We start from the raw sequence: 15,161 nt of genomic DNA on the forward strand, positions 1-15,161 counted from the left end.
GCAGTTGCTGCACCAGCCAGTACTCAAATGGCTACGGCCGCACCTTTCGTAAGTGACCAGGCTGAAGCCAAAGGTTTTGTTGAAGACGCCAAGTTCGACTTGCTGCTTCGCAACTATTACTTCAACCGTGACAGGAAAGATGGCTCAACCGATCAGAAAGACTGGACACAGGGCATCTGGGGCAACTTTAGCTCCGGTTACACCCAAGGTACCGTAGGCGTAGGCGTTGATGCATTCGGTTACCTGGCAATCAAACTGGACGGTGGCGACGGCACCGGCGGCACCGGCAACATGAGCCGTAGCGACACCCCAAATGCCAGCGGTCATCGCGAAGTCAACGACAGCCAGGGCAAAGCCGGTGCGGCCGTTAAATTCCGCGTCTCCAAAACCGAGCTGAAAGTCGGCGACATGCAGCCAAGCACTGCTCCGGTGTTCGCTATTGGCGGTTCCCGCGTTCTTCCTCAAACTGCCAGCGGTTTCCAACTGCAGAGCAGCGAAGTCAAAAATCTTGACCTCGAAGCCGGTCATTTCTATTCGGCAACCAGCCAGGACAAAAACGGTCGTGATGGCGAGCTGTGGGCAACCTACGCTGGCGTACAAGCCGACTCCATCGACTACTTCGGTGGCAAATACGGCATCACCGACAACCTGAGTGCATCGCTCTACGGCGCCAAACTGGAAGACATCTGGAACCAGTACTACGCCAACCTGAACTACACCATCCCGATGGGTGGCGATCAGTCGCTTAACCTGGACGGTAACATCTACAACACCAAAGATACCGGTGACGCCAAAGCGGGTGATATCAGCAACACCGCTTACTCCTTGGCAGCTGCTTTCTCGTTCCTGAAAGCACACACCATTACCGTCGCCTTCCAGAAGATCAACGGTGACACTCCGTTCGACTACATCGGTGTGGGTGGTGACCTTGCTTCCACCAACCGCGGCGGCGACTCGATCTTCCTCGCCAACTCCATCCAGTACTCTGACTTCAACGCCCCTAACGAGAAATCTGCCCAGATTCGCTACGACCTGAAAATGGCCGAGTACGGCGTTCCTGGTCTGAGCTTCATGACCCGTTACGTGAAAGGCTGGGATATCGATGGCACCGGCCTGTCGGCTAACAGCGCGTACCGCGACAGTGACGGCAACCCACTGTACGGCGCAGACGGCAAACACAACGAAACCAACTTCGAAGCCAAGTACGTTGTTCAGTCTGGCCCGGCAAAAGATCTTTCCTTCCGCATTCGTCAAGCGTGGCACTTCGCTAACGCCGACGAAGGTGAAGGCGATATCAAAGAGTTCCGTCTGATCGTCGACTACCCGATTTCGGTTCTGTAATTGCCGAAAGTCTGTTCGCGGTAATCAAAAAAAGGCCCATCTTCGGATGGGCCTTTTTTATTGGCTACAGCATTGTGTTTAGCCATCTACTCTGGCGAGCAAGTCTGACCGAAAGGTCAAACATGTATCGAAGACCAATCATTACACCGTTGCCGATTCCTGCATCACTCGAATAACCCGCTGCGGAAATGGAATATCAATACCGGCAGTCTTCAACCGATCGCGCGATTGTTCGTTAAACATGAACATCACATTCCAGTAGTCAGCGGTCTTCACCCACACACGCAGGGAAACAGTGATCGAACTGTCACCCAACATGGAAATTACCGCTTCCGGTGCCGGATCAGCCAATACTCGCGGATCCTTGGCCAGCTCCAGTAACACTTCACGGGCCTTTTGCAAATCCGCCTCGTAAGCCACACCGACATCAAATACCACTTTGCGGGTCGGTTGACGGTTGGTGTTGGTAATGATGCCATTCGACAGATTACCGTTAGGCACGATGATGGTTTTGTTATCGCCGGTGCGCAGTACGGTGTGGAAAATCTGAATGCTGTCGACAGTACCGGCAACACCTTGGGCTTCGATCCAGTCACCGATGCGGAACGGGCGGAACAACAGAATCAGCACGCCCCCGGCGAAGTTCGCCAGGCTGCCCTGCAAGGCCAGACCGATCGCCAGGCCAGCAGCACCGATCGCTGCGACGAAGGATGTGGTTTCCACACCGATCATCGACGCCACGCTAACGACCAGCAGAATCTTGAGGATGATGTTCGCCAGGCTGCTGATGAAGCCTTGCAGCGCGAGGTCGGCGTTACGCAGCGCGATCAGGCCGCCGAGTTTTTGCGTCACCTTGTTGATCAGCCACCAACCGATGGCCAGGGTAATCACCGCCAGCAGTACGCGGCTGCCGTATTCCATGATCATCGGAATCCAGGCTTGGGATGCCTTGACCAAGTTGTCCACTTCAGCATTCAAATCCATCTACTTTCTCCTGATTTCCGGCTACCCGGCACGCAAAAAATGAGCGGCAGAAAGACCCGCCGGGTTAAACACAATCCAAGTGGGAGCAGGCTTGTGGCGAGGGGGCTCGCCCCCGTTCGGCTGCGAAGCAGTCGTTAACCAGACAACGCGTTGCAGACTAAGATCGCGGTGGCTGGTTTTGGGGTCGCTTCGCGACCCAACGGGGGCAAGCCCCTCGCCACACAAGCCCGCTCCCACAGGTTCCCGCTTGAAAAGTCAGTCGCGGAAGTTGTTGAACTGCAGTGGCATGTCGAACGTCTTGGCGCGCAGGGCTGCAATCGCTTCCTGCAAATCGTCACGCTTCTTGCCGGTGATGCGCACTTGCTCGCCCTGAATGGCGGCCTGGACCTTGAGCTTGGCGTCTTTGACGTGAGCGACGATTTTCTTCGCCAGCTCTTTGTCGATGCCTTCCTTGAGGACCGCTTCCTGCTTCATCAACTTGCCCGACGCGTAGGCATCCTTGACTTCAAGGCACTGCACGTCGATCTTGCGCTTGACCAGGGCCAGCTTGAGAATCTCGATCATCGCTTCGAGCTGGAAATCGGCTTCCGCGGTCAGGTTGACGGTCAGGTCCTTTTCCTTGAACTCGAAGGTGCCTTTGCCTTTCAGGTCATAACGACGATCGAGTTCCTTGACGGCGTTCTCGACCGCGTTGGTGACTTCGTGTTTGTCCAGTTCGGATACCACGTCGAACGACGGCATGTAATCTCTCCAATAAAAAGGCACGCTCGATAACGATGGAGCGCGCTTGGCTTGCGGTTAAAATCGGGCTCATTATAACGGGTCTTTTCCAACCGATACTGCGAGCCTCACATGCCAGCGCCAAACCGAGCAAAAAGTTGATGTCTACGCCTTGGCATATTCTCGGCGCCGGCAGCCTCGGCACCCTTTGGGCCACGCGTCTGGCAAGGGCTGACGTACCGGTCAGGCTGATCGTGCGGGACGCCACACGCTTACAGGCCTATCAGACGGCTGGCGGGCTGACGCTGGTGGAACACGGCGAAGCACAGCTGTATCCGGTGCCCGGCGAAACACCCGACAGCAACGAGCCCATCAGCCGTCTGCTGGTGGCCTGCAAAGCCTACGACGCCGTAACAGCCGTGGCCCGGCTCGCACACCGGCTGACACCCGATGCCGAACTGATCCTGCTGCAGAACGGCCTTGGCAGTCAGGACGCGGTTGCCGCGCAGGTGCCTCAGGCGCGCTGCATCTTCGCCTCCAGCACCGAAGGCGCGTTTCGCGATGGCGACTGGCGCGTTGTATTCGCCGGTCATGGCTACACCTGGCTGGGGGATGCCGGCCACCCGGTGGCGCCGATCTGGCTGGAGGACTTGAGCGCCGCCGGTATTCCCCATGAGTGGAGCACGGACATCCTCACAAGGCTGTGGCGAAAACTGGCGCTCAATTGTGCGATCAACCCGCTGACCGTGCTGCACGAATGCCGTAACGGCGGTTTGCAGCAACATCATTGCGAAGTCGCCACCCTGTGCGCCGAGCTCACCGAACTGCTTGAGCGTTGCGGCCAGCCGGCAGCGGCGGAAAACCTCCGGGAGGAAGTGGAACGAGTGATCAAGGCCACCGCGGCCAATTTCTCCTCGATGTACCAGGACGTCGCGAATCAGCGCCGCACAGAAATCAGCTACCTGTTGGGCCATGCCTGCAAAGTCGCCTCCCGGCACCAGATAAACCTGCCCCACCTCAATCAATTGCAGCAGCGCCTGATCGCCCATCTGCGCAGCCTTGGATTGCCCAGCGACTGAGCAGCGGCTACGCTGGCCACTTGTTCCTTTTCAGCGATGAACCTGATGCCATTGCGCCAGCGCCTTGAAAACCTTCCAGTCGGCCAGAAACTGCTGGCCGCCCTGCTGGTGCTGTTGACCACGGTTTTGCTGGTCGCCAACCTGACCTTTATCAGCGCCGCCTATTACATTTCCCAGGAAAGCATGGCTCCCCAGGCCTTGCAGACCATCGGCCGACTGGTGTCCAACCCAAGCCTGATCTCCGAAGCCCTTAAGTCGCCGCAAACCGCCGAGCGCCTGCTCAACGAACTCAACAGCTATACACCGTTGCGTGCGGCCGCGCTTTATGACGGTAAAGGTGTGCTTTTGGCGCAGCTGCAGCAGGGCGACAAGCTCCAGCTGCCGGAGCATTTCCGGCACCTCGACGCCTGGCAAGCCATGGAGTTTCGCAGCAACCAAGTGATCACCCTGCCCCGCCCCGGTACCGCGCCGGGGCACTTGCTGCTGGTGGCCAGCAGCGAACTGCCGATGGCGTTCTACACCGGAACCCTGACCGCCAGTTTGGGGATTCTGATCTTCAGCGTGCTGTTGTGGCTGGTGATTGCCCGGCAGATCAAACGCCTGATTACCCGACCGATCCATCAGCTCGAAGAGTTGTCCCGGCAAGTCACCCGGGAAGAGAACTACGCCCTGCGCGCCTCTCGCGGCAACCACGATGAAATCGGCAGCCTCGCCGAAGCGTTCAACACCATGCTCTCGCGCATCGAGGCCCGGGAGCAGCAACTCAAGCGCGCCCGCGACGATTCCCAGGCCGCTTACGACCAAGCCCAGGGGCTGGCCGAAGAAACCCGTCACACCAACCGCAAGCTTGAGCTGGAAGTTCAGGTGCGCAGCAAGATCGAAAAGAAACTCACCGGTTTCCAGAACTACCTCAACAGCATCATCGACTCCATGCCGTCGGCACTGATCGCCCTCGACGAGCAGCTCTACGTGACCCAGTGGAATCAGGAAGCCAGCGCCCTGTCCGGTACGCGTCTCGACGAAGCCTTGAACCAGCCAATTTTCCTCGCCTTCGAACCGCTCAAACCGTTTCTGCCACAGCTCAGGCAAACCGTCGAGCAGCACACGGTGGCGAAAATCGAACGCGTTACCTGGCTCAAGGACGATGAGCCCAAGCATTACGCCCTGACGTTCTACCCTTTGATGGGCGGTGCCGGGCGCGGCGTGGTGATCCGGATCGACGACATCACTCAGCGGCTGTCCCTGGAAGAAATGATGGTGCAGTCGGAAAAAATGCTCTCGGTCGGCGGCCTCGCCGCTGGCATGGCTCACGAGATTAATAATCCGCTGGGCGCGATCCTGCACAACGTGCAGAACATTCGTCGGCGCCTGTCACCCGATCTGCCGAAGAACCTCGAACAGGCCGAGCAGCTGGGCATCGAGCTGGAAACGGTCAACCAGTACTTGAAGGCTCGCGAAGTGCCGCAGTTACTCGATGGCATTCAACAGGCTGGCGCCCGAGCGGCAAAAATCGTGACGCATATGCTCAGCTTCAGCCGCCGCAGTACCCGGCAGATGGCCCCCTGCGATTTGCCGGCGCTGATTGATCAAGCGGTGGAAATTGCCGGCAACGACTTCGACCTGGCCATCGGCTTCGACTTCAAGGGTCAGGCGATCATTCGGCAGTTCGATCCGGCACTGGGCCCGGTGCCCGGCACTGCCAACGAACTGGAACAGGTGCTGCTCAACCTGCTGAAAAACGCCGCGCAAGCCATTCACCAGCGCCCGGACGACCGCGAACCGGGGCGGATCATTCTGCGCACAAAACTGAATCCGCCATGGGCGGAAATTCAGGTCGAGGACAACGGCATCGGCATGAGCGAGAACGTGCGCAAACGCACGTTCGAGCCATTCTTCACCACCAAGGAAATCGGTCAGGGCACCGGTCTTGGGCTTTCAGTCTCGTACTTCATCATCACTAACAACCACAAAGGCCAGATGGAAGTGCAATCGACGCCGGGCCAAGGCACCTGTTTCACCTTGCGCCTGCCGTTGTCGGGCACTCCGGTGGTTTCTCAAGAACTCAATCAGCTGTCGAGGTAACCATGGGCTTTCGCTTGTCGAAGATTTACACCCGCACTGGCGACAAAGGCGAAACCGGGCTCGGCGATGGCCGCCGGGTGCCCAAGGACCATCCGCGCATCGAGGCCATTGGCGAAGTCGATACACTGAACAGCCAGGTGGGTGTGCTGTTGGCCGGGTTGGCGGCGCAAAGTGATACGTATCCGGGGTTGAACGAAGTGATCGAGGTGTTGGCGCCCTGCCAGCATCGGTTGTTCGACTTGGGTGGCGAACTGGCGATGCCGGTGTATCAGGCACTGAACACGGCAGAAATCGAGCGTCTGGAAGCGGCAATCGATGTGTGGAATGAAGAGTTGGGGCCGCTGGAGAATTTCATTCTGCCCGGCGGTTCGGCGCTGATTGCCCAAGCCCACGTATGCCGCTGCCTGGCCCGCAGTGCCGAGCGACGCTGTCAGCAGTTGAATGCGATCGAGCCGCTGGCCGGGGTTGGCCTGGCGTACATCAATCGGTTATCGGATTTGTTGTTTGTGGCGGCGAGGTTGATTGCCAAGCGTCAGGGGATTGCCGAGATTTTGTGGCAAGCGGCTGCGAAACCCCAAGTTTAGTCGGCGTCTTCAAGGACGCCTTCGCGGGCAAGCCTCGCTCCTACAAGGACGGCGTTGTTGCCAAATCCTGTAGGAGCGAGGCTTGCCCGCGAAGAGGCCGGTAGCCTCAACGCAAAATCAACCCTCAGGCCAAAACGCCCGAATCCCCGCCACACCCTGCGCCCCTGCTTCCCAAGCTTTTTGCCGCTCCGCCGGGCCCACCCCACCGAGCAAAAACACCGGCTTGCTGAAGCCCTCGATCAAAGTCGAAGCCTGCTCCCAACCCAATGGCAGCGCATCCGGGTGAGTCTGCGTCGGCTGCACCGGCGACAGGGTCACGAAGTCCACGCCCATCTGCTCGGCCAGTGCCAGTTCCTCAGCATTGTGGCAAGACGCTGCCAACCAGCGTGACGCCGGTAGCGGACGCCCGGCCGCCGCGTATTTGCGCAACTGCTGCGATGTGATGTGCCAACCGGCGGACGGGAAGTCCCCCAGCCATTCAAACGGCCCCTTGATCATCAACTGCGCCTTGCCGGCACACAGCCCCGCCGCATCCACCGCCAGATCTCGGTATTGCGGGTCGTAACCGTTGGGCGCGCGCAACTGAATCAGCTTGATGCCGCCAGCGATGGCTTTCTGGATACCGCGCAGCAAGGCCGGGGTTTCCAGACCCTCCGGGGTGATCAGGTAGTCGCCGGGCAAGCGTGCAGCGGCGACGATCGGCTGGTTGGCGGCCGGAAATTCGTAATCCACCAGCTCCCGCGCGGTCACCCAGGCCAAAGGCTGACCTTCGGCGCCATGGGGTTCGCCGGTAAACGCCGAGACTTCCCAGACATCCAGCAACACCTGCTTGTCCGGATAATCGTGGCGAACCTTGATCATCGGTCGCGCGGTATTGACCACAATGCCCAACTCTTCGTGAAGCTCACGAGCCAGGGCCGTCTCGACGGATTCGTCATCCTCGACCTTGCCACCGGGGAACTCCCACAAACCGCCCTGATGCTGGGTGTCGGCACGGCGGGCAATGAGGATTTTACCGTTGCTATCGCGGATAACCGCGGCTGCTACATGGACTCGTTTCACCGCTCTATTTCCTCCAGACCCGCCTTCTGCCAGGCCTTGAAGGCTGGCCATTGGTAGATGGTTTCGACATAGGCAGCGTCGGCCTCGGGCAGTTTTACCTGATAGGTGCGCAGGCGTACGGCGATCGGTGCAAAAAACGCATCGGCCAGGGTCGCACCGCCAAACAGGAACGGGCCGGTTTCAGTCGCGGCGGCGCGACATTCAGCCCACAACGCCAGCATGCGCTCGATTTCAGCCTGAACCTCAGGTGGGGTCGGCGACAGTGGCGCATCGTGGCTCAGGTCGAACGGCATGTTGCCGCGCATGGCGAAAAAACCGCTGTGCATCTGCGCGCACGCCGAACGCGCCTGGGCACGGGCGGCAGTGTCTTTGGGCCAGAGGCCGGCATTGGGGAATTGTTCAGCCAGGTATTCGGCAATCGCCAGGGAATCGGCGACGGTGCCGTGCTCGGTTTTCAGCAGCGGGACTTTCCCGGTCGGCGAATGCTTGAGCACGCGCTCGCGAGTGTCCGGCTGGTTCAGCTTGATCAGTTCTTCGGTGTAGGACGCGCCGGTCAGGTCGAGGGCCAGTGCGGCGCGCAGGGACCAGGAGGAATGCAGTTTGTCGCCGATGATCAGGTGGAGGCTCATGTTCGGGCGCCTTTTTATGAAGAAAACAGGCCAGCCTATGCAGCGACTGGCAGACCGTCATCGCGAGCAGGCTCGCTCCCACATTTGATCCTGCCGAACACAAATGTTGTATTCACTGGAGATCTATTGTGGGAGCGAGCCTGCTCGCGATTGCAGCGACTCGGTCTAACGAGTGATCAAGTACGGTACTCGGCGTTGATCTTCACGTATTCGTGGGACAGGTCAGTCGTCCAGATGGTTTCGCTGCAATCGCCGCGACCCAGCTCGATGCGGATGGTGATTTCTTCCTGTTGCATCACTGCCGCGCCCTGGGCTTCGGTGTAGGTGGCGGAGCGAGCGCCACGGCTGGCGATGCACACGTCGCCGAGGAACACGTCGATCTTGCTCACATCCAGGTTCGGTACGCCGGCACGGCCCACGGCGGCCAGAATGCGGCCCCAGTTCGGGTCGGAGGCGAACAGCGCGGTCTTGATCAGCGGCGAGTGGGCCACGGTGTAACCGACGTCCAGGCACTCCTGGTGATTGCCGCCGCCGTTGACTTCCACAGTGACGAACTTGGTCGCGCCTTCGCCGTCGCGCACGATGGCCTGGGCCACGTCCATGCAGACTTCGAACACTGCTTGTTTCAGCAAAGTGAACAGCGGACCGCTGGCTTCAGTGATTTCCGGCAGTGCTGCCTGACCGGTGGCGATCAGCATGCAGCAGTCGTTGGTCGAAGTGTCGCCGTCGATGGTGATGCGGTTGAACGACTTGTTGGCGCCGTCCAGCAGCAGGTTTTGCAGCACGTCACGCGAGACTTTGGCGTCGGTGGCGATGTAACCGAGCATGGTCGCCATGTTCGGGCGGATCATGCCCGCGCCTTTGCTGATGCCGGTAACGGTGATGGTCACGCCATCATGCTGGAACTGACGGCTGGCGCCCTTGGGTAGGGTGTCGGTGGTCATGATGCCGGTGGCGGCGGCTTCCCAGTTATTGACCGACAGATCGTCGAGGGCGGCTTGCAGCGCGCCTTCGATTTTTTCGACCGGCAGCGGCTCGCCGATCACACCGGTGGAGTACGGCAGCACCAGGCTTGCATCGACGCCAGTCAGCTCAGCCAGTTTGGCGCACGTGCGCTCGGCCGCTGCCAGGCCTGGTTCGCCGGTGCCGGCGTTGGCATTGCCGGTGTTGGTCAGCAGGTAACGTACCGGGCCTTGCACGCGTTGTTTGGCGAGGATCACGGGAGCGGCGCAAAAGGCATTCAGGGTGAACACGCCCGCCACTGTGGAACCTTCGGCACAGCGCATGACCACGACATCCTTGCGCCCCGGGCGCTTGATACCGGCCGAGGCGATACCGAGTTCAAAACCGGCAACCGGGTGCAACGTTGGCAAAGGACCAAGACCAACAGCCATGAATGCGCTCCTTAATAAATGATGTCTGCACCGCCGTCAGGGCGTCGGTGGTTTAAATGGCAAAACGCCGCGACGGCATAAGCCGGTCGCGGCGCGGGTATTTCAGCGTATGAAACGGGTTTACTGGATCTGCCCGTGGCAATGCTTGTACTTCTTGCCCGAACCGCAGTAGCACAGCTCGTTACGGCCCAGCTTCTGCTCGTTGCGTACCGGTGCGGTGGCGAGGGCTACATCGACCTCTTCACCCAACACTTGCGGTTGCTCCAGGCCAGGCGCTTCGTCGTGCTGGAACTGCATGCGCGCAGCCAGTGCCTCGGCTTCCTGACGCAGGCGAGCTTCTTCTTCGATCGGATCTTCGCGGCGAACCTGAACGTGCGACAGCACACGGATCGAGTCGCGCTTGATCGAATCCAGCAACTCGGAGAACAAGGTGAAGGACTCGCGCTTGTATTCCTGCTTCGGGTTCTTCTGTGCATAACCACGCAAGTGGATGCCGTGACGCAGGTGATCCATGGTCGACAGGTGGTCTTTCCACAGGTCGTCCAGTACACGCAGAACGATTTGCTTCTCGAAGGTGCGCAGTGCTTCGGCACCGGCCTGGTCTTCTTTCTCGTTGTACGCGGCGATCAGCTCGTTCATCAGCTTCTCGCGCAGGGTTTCTTCATACAGGTGATCGTCTTCGTCCAGCCACTGCTGGATTGGCAACGCCACACCGAAGTCGCTCTGCAACGCGGCTTCCAGACCGGCCACGTCCCACTGCTCTGGCAGCGATTGCGGTGGAATGTGTGCGCTGACGGTGGCGTTGAGCACGTCCTGACGGAAATCGGCGATGGTTTCGCCGATGTTGTCGGCGGCCAACAAACTGTTACGCATGTGATAGATCACTTTACGTTGTTCGTTGTTGACGTCGTCGAACTCGAGCAGTTGTTTACGGATGTCGAAGTTACGGCCTTCAACCTTGCGCTGAGCTTTCTCGATGGCGTTGGTCACCATGCGGTGCTCGATCGCCTCGCCGGACTGCATGCCCAGCGCCTTCATGAAATTCTTCACCCGGTCAGAGGCGAAGATGCGCATCAGGCTGTCTTCCAGCGACAGGTAGAAACGGCTGGAACCGGCGTCGCCCTGACGACCGGCACGACCGCGCAACTGGTTGTCGATACGGCGCGATTCGTGACGCTCGGAAGCGATCACCTGCAAGCCGCCCGACTCCAGCACTTGCTGGTGACGTTTCTGCCAGTCGGCCTTGATCTGGGCAATCTGCTCTGGAGTTGGATCTTCCAGGGACGCGACTTCCACTTCCCAGTTACCGCCCAACAGAATGTCGGTACCACGACCGGCCATGTTGGTGGCGATGGTCAGTGCGCCCGGACGACCGGCCTGAGCAATGATTTCGGCTTCTTTTTCGTGGAACTTGGCGTTCAGAACCTTGTGTTCGATGCCTTCCTTCACGAGCAGGCTGGACATGTGCTCGGACGTTTCGATGGTGGCGGTACCCACCAGCACCGGACGACCCTGAGTCATGCACTCCTTGATGTCGTTGATGATCGCCGCGTATTTCTCTTCGGCGGTCAGGAACACCAGGTCGTTGTAGTCTTTACGCGCCAAAGGCTTGTTCGGCGGAATGACCATGACCTGCAGGCCGTAGATCTGGTGGAACTCGAACGCTTCGGTGTCTGCGGTACCGGTCATGCCGGACAGCTTGTTGTACAGACGGAAGTAGTTCTGGAACGTGGTCGACGCCAGTGTCTGGCTCTCGGCCTGGATGTTCAGGTGTTCCTTGGCTTCGATGGCCTGGTGCAGGCCTTCGGACAAACGGCGACCCGGCATGGTACGGCCGGTGTGTTCGTCGACCAGCACGACCTGACCGTCCTGCACGATGTATTCAACGTTGCGATTGAACAGTTTATGCGCACGCAGGCCGGCATAAACGTGGGTCAGCAGGCCCAGGTTATGCGCCGAGTACAGGCTCTCGCCTTCAGCCAGCAGGCCGACGCGGGTCAGCATGTCTTCGATGAACTGGTGACCGGCTTCGTTGAGTTCGACCTGACGGGTCTTCTCGTCGACGGTGTAGTGGCCAGCCTTGGTAACTTCGCCTTCGACCTCTTCAACGTGCAATTCCAGCTGCGGGATCAGTTTGTTGATCTCGATGTACAGCTTGGAGCTGTCCTCGGCCTGACCGGAAATGATCAGCGGGGTACGGGCTTCGTCGATGAGGATGGAGTCGACTTCGTCGATCACGGCAAAATTGAGTTCGCGCTGGAATTTTTCTTCCATGCTGAACGCCATGTTGTCGCGCAGGTAGTCGAAACCGAATTCGTTGTTGGTGCCGTAGGTGATGTCGGCGGCGTAAGCGGCACGTTTCTCTTCCGGCGGTTGGAATGGGGTGACCACACCGACCGTCATGCCGAGGAATTCGTAGAGCGGACGCATCCAGTTGGCGTCACGGCGGGCCAGGTAGTCGTTCACCGTCACAACGTGCACGCCCCTACCGGACAGCGCGTTGAGGTAAACGCCCAGTGTCGCCACCAGGGTCTTGCCTTCACCGGTACGCATTTCCGCGATCATGCCTTCATGCAAGGTCATGCCGCCGATCAGCTGGACATCGAAGTGGCGCATACCCATGACGCGCTTACCGGCTTCGCGGGCGACCGCAAAGGCTTCTGGCAGCAGTTTGTCGAGGGTTTCCCCTTTGGCGAGGCGGGCCTTGAACTCGTCGGTCTTGGCACGCAATTGATCGTCCGAAAGGGCTACCATTTGCTCTTCGAAGGCATTGACGAGCTGCACCGTCTTGAGCATGCGTTTGACTTCACGCTCGTTCTTGCTTCCAAAAAGTTTCTTTAACAAAGGCGCAAACATATCGGCAGGATCTTCCACACTAAAGGGATGGAGGGCGGCCCCGTGAGTCGCCCGTGCAGCCCTCATGGCCGCATGCGAACGAGCATTCTACCCGGAAACGATGGTGAGGAAAGTGGCGTTATTCCACGATGCATGCACTGCGCTGTGACGGGGCTCACTTAAAATAAGGGCTTTTTGCTGAACTTCAACCCATTGAGGGCACAAGTTACTCGTTGATTTAATGGGTAAAGCGCTCGCAAAGCAATGGGTCGGGGGCAACGGGTGCTTTCTGTTACCATGGCCGCTCTGTTACTTCAGGTGTTCGATCATGGCATTTCGCCCTCTCACGGCCAGAGCACCCGCCGTTCTGCTTCGCGAAGCCAAACCGCTGAAAGCCATTTTTGGCCACGCTCAACGCCTGGGTCATTTACAACGTCTGGTGGAAAGCCAGTTGCAGCCGGCGGCCCGCGAGCACTGCCATGTAGCGTCGTGGCGCGAAGGCAGTTTGCTGCTGATTGTCACCGACGGTCACTGGGCCACCCGCCTGCGTTATCAGCAAAAGCGTCTGCAACGGCAGTTACAGCTGTTCGACGAGTTCGCCAGCCTGACGCGAATTCTGTTCAAGGTTCAACCACCTACCGTTCAGCAGGGGGCTGCGGGGCATACGATAAATTTGTCGACCGATGCGGCGGCGACCATTCAGGCGACGGCCGATGGAATTACCGACCCGAACCTGCGGGCGGCCCTCGAACGGCTGGCGGCTCACGCCAAACCCAAAACCTGACATTGACACATACCCCGTAGGAGCGAGGCTTGCCCGCGAAGAGGCCCTTGAGGCTGCCAAAAGCTTCGCGGGCAAGCCTCGCTCCTACAGGGGGTGATTGTGTCCATTCAGATTTTCAGCGGCGTTTGCTGCCACCGAGCAAAGACCCCATCAACCCACGCACCAGCTGTCGGCCCAATTGATTCGCCGCCTGTCGCATCGCTGATTTCAACGCCTGGCCTGCCGCCGTACCGAGGAATTCCCCGGCCTTGTCGGTAAAGCTCGGTTCTTCAGGTGCGGGTTTGCCCGGCGCGGCTTCGGGATCCGGCGCCAGCCCTTTACGCCCCATCAGCACTTCATAAGCCGATTCGCGATCGACCGGTTTGTCGTAACGCCCCTTGAACGGCGAACCGGCGATCAGCACGGTGCGTTCGGTCTCGGTCAACGGCCCGATCCGCGATTGCGGCGGTGCAACCAATACACGCTGGACCATTCCCGGCGTGCCTTTGTCCTGCAAGGTGCCAACCAGCGCCTCGCCGATCCCCAACTCCGTCAACACCGACAAAGCGTCAAAGGCGGGGTTCGGCCTGAAACCGTCGGCCACCGCACGCAGGGATTTCTGCTCTTTGGCGGTAAACGCGCGCAAACCGTGCTGAATGCGCAGGCCCAGTTGAGCCAGCACATCATCCGGCAAGTCACCCGGCGATTGGGTGACGAAATACACGCCCACGCCTTTCGAGCGAATCAGCCGCACCACTTGCTCCAGACGTTCCTGCAATGCCTTGGGCGTACCGGCGAACAACAAGTGCGCTTCGTCGAAAAACAGCGCCAACAGTGGTTTCTCGGCGTCGCCGCGTTCCGGCAGTTGCTCGAACAATTCGGCCAGCAACCACAGCAGGAACGTCGCATAGACCTTCGGCGCTTCGTGCACCAGACGGCTGGCATCGAGCAAGTGAATGCGCCCGCGACCATCCACGGCCGGTTGCAACATGTCTTCCAGTTGCAACGCCGGTTCGCCGAACAACGCTTCGGCGCCCTGCTGTTCCAGCGTCGCCAGACGGCGCAACAGCGCCTGGCTGGAACCGGTGGTCATCAGTGCCGCGTCATCCCCCAACAACTCGGGGTTGTCGCGCAGGTGATTGAGCAGCGCTTTCAAATCTTTGAGATCCAGCAGCAATAACCCTTCGCGGTCGGCCACCTTGAACGCGGCATAGAGTGCCGACTGCTGACTGTCGGTCAGTTCCAGCAGGCTGCCGAGCAGCAACGGGCCCATTTCGCTCAAGGTTGTGCGCAGTGGATGACCGGACTGACCGTTAATGTCCCACAGGGTCACCGGATACGCCTGAGGCTTATGGTTCAGCCAGGGCATCCCGGCGATCCGCTCCGCGACCTTGCCTTGAGGGTTGCCGGCGGCGCCCAGGCCACACAGGTCACCTTTGATGTCCGCCGCGAACACCGCCACGCCAGCATCGCTGAAGGCTTCGGCCAGGCGCTGCAAGGTGACGGTTTTGCCAGTCCCGGTAGCGCCCGCTATCAGGCCGTGACGGTTGGCCAGGCGCATGGCCTGGGCGATGGACTGGCCCGCGAGATCGGCGCCGATAACGAGTTGCAATGAGTCAGGCATTTTGTCACCCATGGTTAATCTTTGATCCTTCATGGCCGATACAACAAACGAGAGACCAGACTGA

At 59.5% G+C, this 15,161-nt stretch carries 12 protein-coding genes; 5 read left to right on the top strand and 7 right to left on the bottom strand.

Going from position 1 to position 15,161, the window contains the following annotated elements; translation table 11 throughout:
- Positions 1-1,341, top strand: a 1,341-nt coding sequence (locus PMI18_RS03175) for an OprD family porin (RefSeq protein WP_007906599.1), incomplete at its 5' end; no start/stop codon positions are given.
- Positions 1,342-1,482: 141 nt separating this feature from the next.
- Here the strand turns inward: PMI18_RS03175 and PMI18_RS03170 are convergent.
- Together PMI18_RS03170 and PMI18_RS03165 are read right to left on the bottom strand one after the other, a co-directional pair.
- The gene (locus PMI18_RS03170) at positions 1,483-2,325 is read right to left on the bottom strand and encodes a mechanosensitive ion channel family protein (protein WP_007906600.1); all 843 of its coding nucleotides are present in this window, start codon (positions 2,323-2,325) and stop codon (positions 1,483-1,485) included.
- Positions 2,326-2,580: 255 nt separating this feature from the next.
- A complete protein-coding gene (locus PMI18_RS03165) occupies positions 2,581-3,066 on the bottom strand; it encodes a YajQ family cyclic di-GMP-binding protein (protein ID WP_007906601.1) in 486 nt (161 codons plus the stop codon).
- Positions 3,067-3,206: 140 nt separating this feature from the next.
- On the opposite strand from PMI18_RS03165, the gene PMI18_RS03160 reads away from it, so the two are divergent.
- Genes PMI18_RS03160 through PMI18_RS03150 form a run of 3 tightly spaced genes read left to right on the top strand, consistent with a single transcriptional unit; the run spans position 3,207 to position 6,790 of the window.
- Positions 3,207-4,124 (top strand): putative 2-dehydropantoate 2-reductase, encoded by a 918-nt coding sequence (locus PMI18_RS03160; RefSeq protein ID WP_007906602.1) that lies wholly within the window; start codon positions 3,207-3,209, stop codon positions 4,122-4,124.
- Between the two features lie 45 nt (positions 4,125-4,169).
- Positions 4,170-6,206, top strand: a complete 2,037-nt coding sequence (locus PMI18_RS03155; RefSeq protein ID WP_033036885.1) for a sensor histidine kinase — start codon at positions 4,170-4,172, stop codon at positions 6,204-6,206.
- Between the two features lie 2 nt (positions 6,207-6,208).
- The gene (locus PMI18_RS03150) at positions 6,209-6,790 is read left to right on the top strand and encodes a cob(I)yrinic acid a,c-diamide adenosyltransferase (RefSeq protein WP_007906604.1); all 582 of its coding nucleotides are present in this window, start codon (positions 6,209-6,211) and stop codon (positions 6,788-6,790) included.
- Positions 6,791-6,907: 117 nt separating this feature from the next.
- On the opposite strand, the gene PMI18_RS03145 is transcribed toward PMI18_RS03150, so the two are convergent.
- From PMI18_RS03145 to secA, 4 genes are all read right to left on the bottom strand, one after another.
- Positions 6,908-7,852 carry a Nudix family hydrolase gene (locus PMI18_RS03145; protein ID WP_007906605.1) on the bottom strand — a complete coding sequence of 315 codons (945 nt, stop codon included), beginning with the start codon at positions 7,850-7,852 and terminating at the stop codon, positions 6,908-6,910.
- Entirely contained in the window at positions 7,849-8,481 is a 633-nt protein-coding gene (locus PMI18_RS03140) for a glutathione S-transferase family protein (RefSeq protein WP_007906607.1), read from the bottom strand. The genes PMI18_RS03145 and PMI18_RS03140 overlap by 4 nt, the downstream gene beginning before the upstream one ends.
- Before the next feature lie 176 nt (positions 8,482-8,657).
- Positions 8,658-9,875: a bifunctional glutamate N-acetyltransferase/amino-acid acetyltransferase ArgJ gene (argJ, locus tag PMI18_RS03135; protein WP_007906608.1), complete on the bottom strand. Its 1,218-nt coding sequence runs from the start codon at positions 9,873-9,875 to the stop codon at positions 8,658-8,660.
- Positions 9,876-9,995: 120 nt separating this feature from the next.
- Positions 9,996-12,731: a preprotein translocase subunit SecA gene (secA, locus tag PMI18_RS03130; protein ID WP_033036881.1), complete on the bottom strand. Its 2,736-nt coding sequence runs from the start codon at positions 12,729-12,731 to the stop codon at positions 9,996-9,998.
- A gap of 307 nt (positions 12,732-13,038) precedes the next feature.
- Here secA and PMI18_RS03125 point away from each other — a divergent pair, with 307 nt between their 5' ends.
- Complete coding sequence (locus PMI18_RS03125) at positions 13,039-13,494, top strand: DUF721 domain-containing protein (RefSeq protein ID WP_007906612.1); 456 nt, start codon at positions 13,039-13,041, stop codon at positions 13,492-13,494.
- Between the two features lie 115 nt (positions 13,495-13,609).
- Here the strand turns inward: PMI18_RS03125 and PMI18_RS03120 are convergent, their stop codons facing one another.
- Positions 13,610-15,097 carry a helicase HerA-like domain-containing protein gene (locus tag PMI18_RS03120; protein ID WP_032835491.1) on the bottom strand — a complete coding sequence of 496 codons (1,488 nt, stop codon included), beginning with the start codon at positions 15,095-15,097 and terminating at the stop codon, positions 13,610-13,612.
- Positions 15,098-15,161: the final 64 nt, after the last annotated feature.

The organism is Pseudomonas sp. GM102 (assembly GCF_000282555.1).
Taxonomy (GTDB): Bacteria; Pseudomonadota; Gammaproteobacteria; order Pseudomonadales; family Pseudomonadaceae; genus Aquipseudomonas.

What these genes read in the sequence shown, in the direction of transcription:
- PMI18_RS03140 (WP_007906607.1), bottom strand. Translation starts at nt 8,481, where the DNA reads ATGAGCCTCCACCTGATCATCGGCGACAAACTGCATTCCTCCTGGTCC.
- PMI18_RS03125 (WP_007906612.1), top strand. Translation starts at nt 13,039, where the DNA reads ATGGCATTTCGCCCTCTCACGGCCAGAGCACCCGCCGTTCTGCTTCGC.
- PMI18_RS03165 (WP_007906601.1), bottom strand. Translation starts at nt 3,066, where the DNA reads ATGCCGTCGTTCGACGTGGTATCCGAACTGGACAAACACGAAGTCACC.
- argJ (WP_007906608.1), bottom strand. Translation starts at nt 9,875, where the DNA reads ATGGCTGTTGGTCTTGGTCCTTTGCCAACGTTGCACCCGGTTGCCGGT.
- PMI18_RS03150 (WP_007906604.1), top strand. Translation starts at nt 6,209, where the DNA reads ATGGGCTTTCGCTTGTCGAAGATTTACACCCGCACTGGCGACAAAGGC.
- PMI18_RS03120 (WP_032835491.1), bottom strand. Translation starts at nt 15,097, where the DNA reads ATGCCTGACTCATTGCAACTCGTTATCGGCGCCGATCTCGCGGGCCAG.
- secA (WP_033036881.1), bottom strand. Translation starts at nt 12,731, where the DNA reads ATGTTTGCGCCTTTGTTAAAGAAACTTTTTGGAAGCAAGAACGAGCGT.
- PMI18_RS03155 (WP_033036885.1), top strand. Translation starts at nt 4,170, where the DNA reads ATGCCATTGCGCCAGCGCCTTGAAAACCTTCCAGTCGGCCAGAAACTG.
- PMI18_RS03160 (WP_007906602.1), top strand. Translation starts at nt 3,207, where the DNA reads ATGTCTACGCCTTGGCATATTCTCGGCGCCGGCAGCCTCGGCACCCTT.
- PMI18_RS03170 (WP_007906600.1), bottom strand. Translation starts at nt 2,325, where the DNA reads ATGGATTTGAATGCTGAAGTGGACAACTTGGTCAAGGCATCCCAAGCC.